This window comes from Nocardia cyriacigeorgica (assembly GCF_010858045.1).
Classification (GTDB): Bacteria; Actinomycetota; Actinomycetes; order Mycobacteriales; family Mycobacteriaceae; genus Nocardia; species Nocardia cyriacigeorgica_E.
On sequence record NZ_JAAGVC010000003.1, the window covers coordinates 308372 to 317848 of the forward strand.

Sequence of the window (9477 nt, forward strand, 5' to 3'; positions counted from 1 at the left end):
CGGATGAGCTCGGTGCCGCCAGGGCCGGCTACTCAGTGGACGCGGCGCTGGCGGCCACCGAACACCGCCGCGAGCAGCCGCTGCTGTGCGTTCTGGAACGGCACCGCGATGGACATGGCGGAATCGTCGACACAGGTCAGGGCCGCGGTCATGGTCGTGGCGCCGTCGGGGGTGCTGTACATCAGCGTCGCGTAGCCCGCGTGGGCGCCGTTGTGGGTGATCACGATGCCGCCGTCGTCGCCAAGATCCCGGATGAACACCCCGAGGCCGTAGTCCATGGCGGGGATGCCGGTCGGGTGCGGCGCGCACAGCTCGGCCAGCAGGTCGGCCGGCAGCAGTTCGCCGCGCAGCAGCGCGGAGAGGAAGGTGTGCAGATCCCGGGTGGTCGAGATCATGTCGCCGCCGCACGGGTTCCAGGAGGGGTTGTGACGGGTGACGTCGACGATTCGCTCCCCGCCGTCGCCGGTGCATCGGTAGTAGGCGTGGGCGTGCGGCTCGGGAATGTCCGGTGAGGTCTCCGGCGCCACGGTGCCCGAGAGCCCGAGCGGGACCAGGATCCGCTGGCGCATCTCCTCGGCGAAGGACCGGCCGGTGACCTTCTCGATGAGCAGTCGCGCCAGCACATAGTTGGTGTTGGAGTAGCTCCAGCCTGCCCCGGGCGCGAACCGCGTCGGCTTGGACAGTGCCAGCTCCACCAGTTCCTGCGGCCGATAGGTCTTGAATCGGTCGGCCACCCACTCCTCGCCCGAGGGGGTGCCCGGTGCGGCGATTCCGAGCACCACCGTCCCGTCGTCGTAGAGTTCGCCGGTGAAGTTGAATATCCCGCTGGTGTGCTGCAACAGCATCCGCACGGTGATCTGCTCGTCGAGCGCGAACTCGGGCAGGTAGTGCACCGCGGGGCTGTCGAGCCCGATCGTGCCCTCGGCCACCAGGTGCAGGACCAGGGCCGCGGTGAAGGTTTTGGTGTTGCTGGCGATCCGGACGTGCCCGTCGACCGGCGGCTTCGCGGTCCCGCCGAGTTCGGCGGTCCCCGCACTGCCTGCCCATTCGCCGCGTTCGTCGTTCACCCGCACCGAGACGCCGACGAACCCGGAATCGACGATCTCCGCCATCGCCTTCCGAAGCTCCGGGCGGTCCTGCGCGGCAACGGTATTCGGCTCGATGGCCGCACTGTGCGCCCGGGTGGGGTCGAGGGCGGTGGCGGCGTTGTGGTTGTTCGGCATGGTGGTGTGCTCCTGTACTTCGCTGTGTCCCGGTCGGCTTCGTGCCGTGGCGAGGAGCGTCCACCCTGACCCGAGGTCAATGGCAACGGTGATGTGGACCACACCTAGCCGAGGGCGTTCAGGTCTATCAGGGTGGCGAGGATGGTGGCGCCGTGGTCGGTGCCTTCGGCGCCGGAGAGGATGCGATCGAGGAGGGGAGCGTTGGCGAGCATGCCCGCGCCGTAATGGCCGGTGCTGCGGGCGCTGGACAAGACGGCGTAGATGATCGCGGCGTACACCTGGGACCGGGGGATGGTGAGGCCGGGGATGGTGGCGAGGCGGGCATCGACGGCGTCGATCACTTCACGGAGTACGGCGATTTCGATCTCGCGCAATCGGTCCACGGCTAGTATCCGAACTTCATGCGATCCGACGGGGCCATCCGATTGTGTTGCACCAGTAACGTTTTCGCTTGAGATTTGATGGCGCACACGGTGATCGGGCAGTCGATGTGCTCCTGCATCACCCGGTGGGCGAGCTCGACGGACATGCTGAGAACGGCGTTGTGGCGAAAAGGGGGAAGGGCGTTCATAATCGGGAGCACCTCCGGTCTCGTCATCGGTTGGTGTGTGCCGCGAGAGCCGGGGTCCGATTGGGGCGGACCCGCACCGGCGCTCTGGAGCTGAGCTCAGTAGACACGCCGCGCAATGGCTTTGGAATGTCCATCATCGGGTTTCTTACGTCGAGACACCCAATTTCTGCGGTGGGCCGGCCACGACAATGTGTTCCACGGCGGGGCGTTCCATAATTCGAACAATCCGATAGCGAGGCTAACGAGATGGCAGCGGGGTCGACACTCCCACAACGGGCGGCCGGGCGGGAACTGCGCAGGTTGCGGATGCGGGCGGGCAAGAGTCAGACGGCGGCGGGCAAGGCGATCGAGGTGTCGCCGCAGACCATCGGGAGGATGGAGGACGGGCTACCGACGAAGTTGTCGCGGGTATACGTCAACGCGCTGTGCGATGAGTACGGGGCGAGCGCGGCGGAGCGCGAGCGGTTGCTGACGCTGGCGGCGGAGGTCGAGGAAGCGAAGAAGGCCGGGAACGGGTGGTGGAGGACTTTTCCGCTCGAGCCCAGGTTGAATCACTACCTCGCGCTCGAGGACGCGGCGAGGAAGATAACGACCTTCCAGTTGACCCTGTTGCCTGGACTGCTCCAGACACAGGAGTACCGGCGGGACATTATCTGGACCGACAATCCCGCCATATCGACTGAGCATGCGGAGCGGAAGTTGGAGTTGGCCATGCGACGACAGGCCAAGCTGAAACAGGACGGATTCGAGTTGAACGTGATCCTGTCCGAGGCAGCGTTACGTCACCGAGTCGGTGGACCTCCCGTTATGGCCCGGCAGCTCCATCATCTGGCTGACATCGGTTGCCTGTCGAACATCTCGATCCGGGTGATCCCATTGCGCGCGAACGGACACATCGGACTCCAAGTCGGCGCGTTCTCATTGCTGGAGTTTCCGCCTCTGCCCTCGTCGCGAATGCTCGAGCCGCCAGTCGCTTACGTCGAAGCACATGTCGGGCATCTGTTCCTGGAACAGAAGCCCGAGATACGGCGCTATCAGGACGCGTGGGTAAGGCTGGAGCGTGTAGCGTCGGACGAAGACGATAGCAGGCGGCTGGTCCTCGAGATAGCGAAGGAGCTTGAGCGTGAACAGCATTGACCTGTCCGGGGCCCGATGGTTCAAAAGCACCCGATCCGAGAGCGCGAATTTGTGTGTGGAGATCGCCCACCTCGATGGCGGCATGGTCGGCGTCCGTGACTCCAAGAACCCGGCCGGCCCCGCCCTGGTGTTCACTCCGGCCGAATGGGACGCCTTCCTGAGCGGTGCTGCCCGGGGCGAGTTCGACCGCCCCTGATCCGCTGTTCGGGTCGAGGCCCCGGTTCGCGGTGAGTCCTGGCGAGGCGCGGGACCATCCGTTCATGCCTCCGCACGAACGGCCGCCGGGCGGAGGTGGGCGAGTGGTGGCGCGCGGTTCGCGGCGTGAGGCCGGGACCATGTGGGACAGTTGTTGGCCCCTCCCGGTGTGATCCCGACCATGCTCGTCCCGCATTTCCGGCCTGCGACCTGGCAACCCCGTCCCGGTACCGGGTACCCCGATTCGCGCAACCTGCTGGTCGGCTGACAGGATCACCGGCGCAGTGCGGTCGAGGTGGGTGCATTCGCCACGTGGAATCGATGATCTACCCCCTCGATCGAGGGACACGTGGTTGGAAAGGAACACCGGGATTGACGACGGACGCGCGGGCTGAGCTGGAGGCTTTTCTGCTCGGAGACCGGTTCGCCTGTCTGGCGGGGCGCTCCGCCTGGCGGCAGGGCGGTATCACCCACCGCCACTACGAGGTGATGGGCGGCGCGGAATCGGCGCGGTTGATGGCCTCGGATCTGGCCGAATTCGTCGGCTCGGCGGAGTGGAGCGCACGCAAGTTCACCAGCTTCATCGCCACCTTCGAGCAGCCTCGGGGCGTGGACGAACTGCGTTTCGAAGAGCTGCTGTGGCAGCACCTGCAGCTGCTGCACGAGGCCGACGCCGACACGTACGCCTGGGCACCCGGCTACTCCTCGGACCCGCAGTCCGGCGAGTTCGGCTACAGCGTGGCGGGGCACCCGTTCTTCGTGATCGGCCTGCACGAAACCCACCGCCGCTACGGCCGCCGCCCACCGTTCCCGATGCTGGCGTTCAACTCCCACGAGCAGTTCGGCCGGATCAAGGCCGCGGGCATGTGGGATCGCCTCGCCGAGAAGATCCGCAAACAGGACATCGCGTTGCAGGGCGACATCAACCCGAACCTGCTCGAATACGAGAAGCTCTCCGAAGCCCGCCGCTACTCCGGCCGCCCCAAACCCGCCGACTGGCAATGCCCGTTCAGCGCCCGCCCCGCCGCCCACGACCGCGAACTGGCCGGCGCCCAGGGCTGACCCGAGCCGGTCGCGCGGCCGACGTCACTATCGGCGAGCGGCAAGAGCGTCCAGCTTGACGTCTCGCCGGTCCGCCGGTGCCTGCGGGATTCGCGGGCGCCGAGGGCCTGGCGATTCAGCGCTGCGACGATCTGCCCGGGGGTATCGACCTGCCCGGCGACACTGGGTGACCGAGTCGCTGCTCATTCGAATCGCGCCGGCCACCCACGGCTGGTCCGTTGCGTACGGGCGTCGTGACTCTGGGTCGTGGCGTCGAGGCCGACGAAGGTGGCGTCCAGTTCGGCGGCTGCGGGCGCCCATGGTGTGGCGCCGAATTCGTCGCCGTAGTCGACTGCCGAGCTCGCTACGCCCGATACGTGAGGCGCCATTCTCCCGCGAACGACGGCCTAGCGGTTCTGGCATCGCCATGACGGACGCCCTGCTGACCAGGGCCGCGCCTTCGTTGCGCCCGTGTCGCCGCGGAATGCTGGGAGATCCCGCTGCCCGGTGGGCCCGGACGCGTCGACGGCATTCCGCCGGTGTGACCGCGCGCGTCTGATCCGTTCGCGCGGGCTGCTGATCGTAGCGCTCGCGATCCATCAATACCTGCCATAAGTGAATCAAAATTCTTCACCAAAAACCATGACAAGACCTACATCACCATGGTTATGTTAATGGTGATTCTGGCACTGAACGGTCCAGTGGTCGTCTGTCGGTGACCGCAGGGCGCGCAAGGATGGGTGATCGTATGCGGATGTCTGCTCCGGTGGCCGTCGCGGCGGTCATCGCGGCCGGGGTGGCCGTGCCGAGTTCGGCCGCCGGTGGCGAACGGCCCGTGCCCGCAGGGGAGGTACCGGCGACGGTGGCGGAGAGCCGGCCGGAGGACGAGGCCCAGGCACGCATGGTAGGGCTGCTGCCGGTGTCGGCGCCGCCGCCGAGGATGCTGCGGTCGGTGGAGCCGGCGGGCGGTGTGCAGGCGGTACAGCGCTACGAGGTGGCGTTGCCGGTCGCTGGTGGCGCTCTCGGGATCCCGGAGGTGGTGCTCGCCGCCTACCGCAATGCCGAACTCGCGCTCGCCTCATCCACTCCGGGGTGCGGCCTCTCGTGGCATCTGCTGGCCGGCATCGGGCGTATCGAGTCGGGCCATGCCGCCGGTGGGCGGGTGGACGATGCCGGTACGACGGTGCAACCGATCTTCGGCCCCGCCCTCGACGGGACCCTTCCGGGCAACGAGGTGATCCCCGCGGCGGGTGGCGGCTACGTCCGCGCTATCGGCCCGATGCAGTTCCTGCCCGGAACATGGGGCAAGTACGCCGCCGACGGCAACGGCGACGGCGCGGCCGACCCGCACAATATTTTCGACGCCACCGTGGCCGCCGGGCGCTATCTCTGCTCCGGCGGCCTCGACCTGCGTGATCCGGTGCAGGAAACGCGAGCGGTGCTGCGCTACAACAACTCCCGCGCCTACGCGACCGATGTGCTGAGCTGGTCGGCGGCCTATCGCGACGGAGGCGCGCCCGCTCGGGCGGTCGATGTGACGCCCCTGCCGGTGCCACCGCCGGATTCCGGCGACGCACCGCCGGCAGTCCAGGCGGCGGCCGTCCCGGGGCCGCTCACGCTGGAGCCGATGACGTCGGTGTCGGTCCCGCATCGGCCGACTCCGCCGTTGCTCACCGTCCCCGGCCTACCGCCCATCGACTGCGGCCTGCTCTGCGCCGGGGGCCCCGAGCACACCGGCCCCTCCACCGAGTCGCCGGGATCCGATCCGGCGCCCGCCGCACCACCGGTCGAGGATGCCGAGCCCGGACTGCCCGGCCCCTCCGTATCGCCCGAGCCGCGCGAAGCCCCTGAGTCGCTCGGAGCTCCTCAACCGCCCGCAGCTCCTGAGCCGCTGGAAGCGCCCGAGCCGCCGCAGGTGCATCGGGTACCGAGCATCACGTTGCCGTTCGGCATCGTGGTACCGCTTCCGGCCCCACCGACGTAGGCGAGGCGAGCATGTCGTTGAGGATTCAGCCCACACCGAGCGCCATGGCGCCGGGCGCGCCGCCGCGAGCGGTCGCGATTTCCGCGGCGCGGGAAGTGCTCGACTATTTCGGCAAGTGTCCGGCGTGCGGATATCCCGCGAACGCGATCGCGCGCACGGTCACCTACAGCGATGGTTCGGTGCGCGAGCTGGCCACCGGCACCTGCGGGTTGCCCTGCGGATGGTCGGGTCCGGTCGAGCTCACCACGATGACCGGACCGAGGCGTCGATGAGCCGAACAAGCCCTCGGCGCCGCTGCCGCGCTGGGTTTCCGGATGAGTGTCACGGGAGGGGATCAACCGATGTTCGCAGGTAGGAATGCGTCGTTGCTGCATCGCTATCTGGGCGACCGCAGATTCGTGCTCGCACTCCCGCGAGCGATTTCCTTGCAGGTCCTGCATCCGGCGATCGCCGCGGCCCTGGTGGAGCATGCGCCGGAACGGTTGTGGGAGCACAAGAGACGCACCGTCTCCAGCATGGTGCACATCGCCTATTCGCAGCGTGATCTGCGCCTGGTGATCCGTTTCGGGCACGAGCACGTGAAGGGTGTCGATGATCTGGGCGAGCGTTTCCACGCGTTGAACCCGGAGCTGTTCTTCTTCCAGCACGCCACTTACGTCGACACGCTCGTCACCGCGATCTCGACCTTCATCCGCCCGCTGTCGGCCGAGGACCGGGAGGAGCTGTACGCGGATTGCCGTGACTGGTATCGCCGCTACGGCATCTCGGCGCGCAGCCAGCCCGCCACCTGGCCTGCCTTCCTCGATTACTTCACCGACGCCTGCGATACTCAGCTGCGCCCGAGTGCCCAATCCGCACTCCTGGAATCGCAAGTGCTGCGCCCGGATTCATGGCTACCCGGCACCCTCCCCGGTTTCGCGGTCCGCTCGCTGTTCCACGACCGCGCAGCCGAACTGTTCGACGCGCGTCCCAGCACCGCCGACACCGTCGCCTTCCGCACCTACGCCACCGCTGTTCGCGCCGGAATGCTGCTGGCCCCGCGCTCGGTCAAATACCTGCCGGCCGCCCGGCTCGCGGCCAAGAACGATCAGACCTACATGGACACGACCGCCACCGCCGGCGCATCGTGAAGCGCCGTGCCGGGCAGCGCTTTCATGGCGAGTGCCTCGACAGGGCGGAACACATCGGCCTGCCGATCATTGCGGGTCGATTCCTAGCCGGTGAATCCGGTCGCGGCCAACGCCTCGGCGAGGGGCTCGGCGACTCCGTGAATCCGCCGAGCCCGGAGGCGAACAGTTCGGTGTCGACCGAGTCGCGGCAGCAGTTTTTCGGAAGCGCCGGACGAATTCGCGGGTCAGGCTTGGCACCGACTTCGATACCGAGGAGAACCATGTCGAGACAATCCTGGGGCCGGCTGTTACTGATCGCGGCCGCGGTGGTGAATCTGCTTCCGGCCGTTGCCGTCCTGTCCGTGGACCGCGCGGGTGCCGCATACGGGCTGGAGTCGGTCGACGGCGATCTGCGGCTGTTGCTGCGCCACCGCGGTCTGCTCTTCGCGATCCTTGGCGCGGGCTTGCTGGTGGCGGTGTTCCGTCCGCGCCTGCGCGCCGCCGCCCTCACCGCGAACGCGGTGAGCATGGCCGGTTTCCTCGCGCTGATCCCGCTCGAACTGCCCGTGGGGCCTGCGCTGATGCGCGTGGCGAAGGTGGACGTGGTGGGCCTGCTCTTGCTTGCCGGTGCGGCGACGGCGTTCTCCAAGCGCGATGCGGGGAGCCTCGCATGAGGGCGATCGTCCTGGTGCTCGCGGCCGTATTCTTCGGCGGGATGGGGCTTTACGCGTTCGCGGCACCCGCGATACTGGCTCGGCCGTTCGGCCTGTCGGTGCAATCCCCGGTGAGCCGATCTGAGATTCGGGCGGTATACGGCGGCTTCGGGCTCGCCATGGCGCTCGTACTCGGCTGGTCGGCGTCGGGAACGGGTGCGATGCACAGCGGCGCCGCCGTCGCGGTGGGGTTTGCACTCGCCGGTATGGCGGTCGGGCGCGTCGTCTCGCGTGTGTGGGACGCGCCCACCGCGTTCTATCCGATCTGGTTCTACTGCCTGGTCGAAGCGGTAGGGGCCGGGCTGATCCTCGCCGTCGCGTGAGCGGGCTCGCACGGGCGAGGACGGCGTCGTGCGTGCAGCGCACATCCTTCAGCTATATTGAAGCTCGGCCGGATGTGCGCTACTCTCGCCGGCATGACGGAAACTACTACGGATCGTAGTAATGGTGTCGGCCCCGGCGGCTTCTCCCGACGCGTCCTGTTCGGTACCGCGCTCACCGCGGCCGGTGCCGCGACCGCCGGCGCGGTAGCAGGCCGAGCTACCGCGCCGCAGCGCAGCGCCTCCGTGATCGAGGCCTTTCATGGTGCTCACCAAGCCGGTATCGCCACCCCGGTCCAATCCCACGCCCTGTTCCTCGCGTGCGACCTCGCGCGACCCGACCTCGGGGCACTGCGTGAGCTGCTCTCCGCATGGACCACCGTCGCCGCGGCAGTGACCGCGGGGGAGCAGATGCCCGAATCCGCCGATGCTCTCCCGGGGGCGAGCGCTGAGACCGATGTCGCCGCCGGGCTCGCGCCCGCTCGGCTGACGGTGACGTTCGGGTTGGGCCCGAGCGTGTTCGACGACAGATTCGGGCTGGCCGCTCGCCGGCCGAAATACCTGCACCCGCTTCCCGAATTCGCCGGCGATGCGCTGAATCCGGCGTGGTCGGGTGGCGACCTGCTGGTGCAGATCTGCGCCGATGACGCCCAGCTGGTCAGCCACACCTTCCGGGCCTTGCGCGCCCGCATGCCCGGCCTTGCCCGCATGCGGTGGACCCAGCACGGTTTCCTGAGCCGCCCGGGCGGCGACGGCACCCCACGCAACTTCTTCGGATTCAAGGACGGAACCGCCAACCCCCGCAACGGAACCGTCGACTTCGATCGCGCGGTGTGGGTGGACTCCCCGGACGAGCCGGACTGGTTTCAGGGCGGAACGTATCTGGTGTTCCGCAAGATTCGGATGAAGACCGCCGAATGGGATCAGCTTCCGGTGTTCCAGCAGGATCAGATCATCGGCAGGCGCCGCGGCGACGGTGCCCCGCTGGGTGCGCATTCGGAGTTCGATCCAGTCGACCTGCGTGCCCGGGACGCCAGGGGAGAGCTCGCCATCCCGGACGACGCGCACGTGCGCCTGGTGCACGGCATCCCCATGCTGCGCCGCGGCTACAACTACGACTACGGAGTCCTGATCGCCAACGCGGGCGGTGCGCCCGACCCCGAGCCCGCCCGCCCGCACACCCA

At 68.1% G+C, this 9477-nt stretch carries 12 protein-coding genes; 9 read left to right on the plus strand and 3 right to left on the minus strand.

Annotated features, from left to right (window positions below; translation table 11 throughout):
• Positions 1-32: 32 nt before the first annotated feature.
• The 3 genes from GV790_RS05335 to GV790_RS05345 all read right to left on the minus strand — a co-directional run bounded on the left by GV790_RS05335 (position 33) and on the right by GV790_RS05345 (position 1794).
• Positions 33-1223, minus strand: coding sequence for a serine hydrolase domain-containing protein (locus GV790_RS05335; RefSeq protein ID WP_163811054.1), 1191 nt, complete (start codon positions 1221-1223; stop codon positions 33-35).
• 104 nt (positions 1224-1327) lie between these two features.
• Entirely contained in the window at positions 1328-1606 is a 279-nt protein-coding gene (locus tag GV790_RS05340) for a hypothetical protein (protein ID WP_163811056.1), read from the minus strand.
• A 2-nt stretch (positions 1607-1608) separates the two neighbouring features.
• Positions 1609-1794: a hypothetical protein gene (locus GV790_RS05345; RefSeq protein WP_163811058.1), complete on the minus strand. Its 186-nt coding sequence runs from the start codon at positions 1792-1794 to the stop codon at positions 1609-1611.
• A gap of 246 nt (positions 1795-2040) precedes the next feature.
• Between GV790_RS05345 and GV790_RS05350 the strand changes: the two genes are divergently transcribed.
• The 9 genes from GV790_RS05350 to GV790_RS05390 all read left to right on the plus strand — a co-directional run.
• Positions 2041-2931, plus strand: a complete 891-nt coding sequence (locus GV790_RS05350; protein ID WP_163811060.1) for a helix-turn-helix domain-containing protein — start codon at positions 2041-2043, stop codon at positions 2929-2931.
• On the plus strand, positions 2918-3127 hold the full coding sequence (locus tag GV790_RS05355) for a DUF397 domain-containing protein (RefSeq protein WP_163811062.1): 210 nt from the start codon (positions 2918-2920) through the stop codon (positions 3125-3127). The genes GV790_RS05350 and GV790_RS05355 overlap by 14 nt, the downstream gene beginning before the upstream one ends.
• 371 nt (positions 3128-3498) lie before the next feature.
• Positions 3499-4188 carry a guanitoxin biosynthesis heme-dependent pre-guanitoxin N-hydroxylase GntA gene (gene gntA / locus GV790_RS05360; RefSeq protein ID WP_163811064.1) on the plus strand — a complete coding sequence of 230 codons (690 nt, stop codon included), beginning with the start codon at positions 3499-3501 and terminating at the stop codon, positions 4186-4188.
• Positions 4189-4921: 733 nt separating this feature from the next.
• On the plus strand, positions 4922-6151 hold the full coding sequence (locus tag GV790_RS05365; protein ID WP_306042607.1) for a lytic transglycosylase domain-containing protein: 1230 nt from the start codon (positions 4922-4924) through the stop codon (positions 6149-6151).
• Positions 6152-6162: 11 nt separating this feature from the next.
• Positions 6163-6423 (plus strand): hypothetical protein, encoded by a 261-nt coding sequence (locus GV790_RS05370; protein ID WP_163811068.1) that lies wholly within the window; start codon positions 6163-6165, stop codon positions 6421-6423.
• 69 nt (positions 6424-6492) lie between these two features.
• On the plus strand, positions 6493-7281 hold the full coding sequence (locus GV790_RS05375; protein ID WP_163811070.1) for an oxygenase MpaB family protein: 789 nt from the start codon (positions 6493-6495) through the stop codon (positions 7279-7281).
• A gap of 260 nt (positions 7282-7541) precedes the next feature.
• Positions 7542-7934 (plus strand): phosphopantetheine adenylyltransferase, encoded by a 393-nt coding sequence (locus GV790_RS05380; RefSeq protein ID WP_163811072.1) that lies wholly within the window; start codon positions 7542-7544, stop codon positions 7932-7934.
• Positions 7931-8296: a DUF4345 family protein gene (locus tag GV790_RS05385; protein ID WP_163811074.1), complete on the plus strand. Its 366-nt coding sequence runs from the start codon at positions 7931-7933 to the stop codon at positions 8294-8296. The genes GV790_RS05380 and GV790_RS05385 overlap by 4 nt, the downstream gene beginning before the upstream one ends.
• 93 nt (positions 8297-8389) lie before the next feature.
• Positions 8390-9477, plus strand: a 1088-nt coding sequence (locus GV790_RS05390) for a Dyp-type peroxidase (RefSeq protein WP_163811076.1), incomplete at its 3' end; no start/stop codon positions are given.

Bases quoted from the DNA above. Each gene is read 5' to 3' on its own strand.
- GV790_RS05370 (WP_163811068.1), top strand. From the start codon at position 6,163: ATGTCGTTGAGGATTCAGCCCACACCGAGCGCCATGGCGCCGGGCGCG.
- GV790_RS05350 (WP_163811060.1), top strand. From the start codon at position 2,041: ATGGCAGCGGGGTCGACACTCCCACAACGGGCGGCCGGGCGGGAACTG.
- GV790_RS05345 (WP_163811058.1), bottom strand. From the start codon at position 1,794: ATGAACGCCCTTCCCCCTTTTCGCCACAACGCCGTTCTCAGCATGTCC.
- GV790_RS05335 (WP_163811054.1), bottom strand. From the start codon at position 1,223: ATGCCGAACAACCACAACGCCGCCACCGCCCTCGACCCCACCCGGGCG.
- GV790_RS05385 (WP_163811074.1), top strand. From the start codon at position 7,931: ATGAGGGCGATCGTCCTGGTGCTCGCGGCCGTATTCTTCGGCGGGATG.
- GV790_RS05380 (WP_163811072.1), top strand. From the start codon at position 7,542: ATGTCGAGACAATCCTGGGGCCGGCTGTTACTGATCGCGGCCGCGGTG.
- GV790_RS05375 (WP_163811070.1), top strand. From the start codon at position 6,493: ATGTTCGCAGGTAGGAATGCGTCGTTGCTGCATCGCTATCTGGGCGAC.
- GV790_RS05365 (WP_306042607.1), top strand. From the start codon at position 4,922: ATGTCTGCTCCGGTGGCCGTCGCGGCGGTCATCGCGGCCGGGGTGGCC.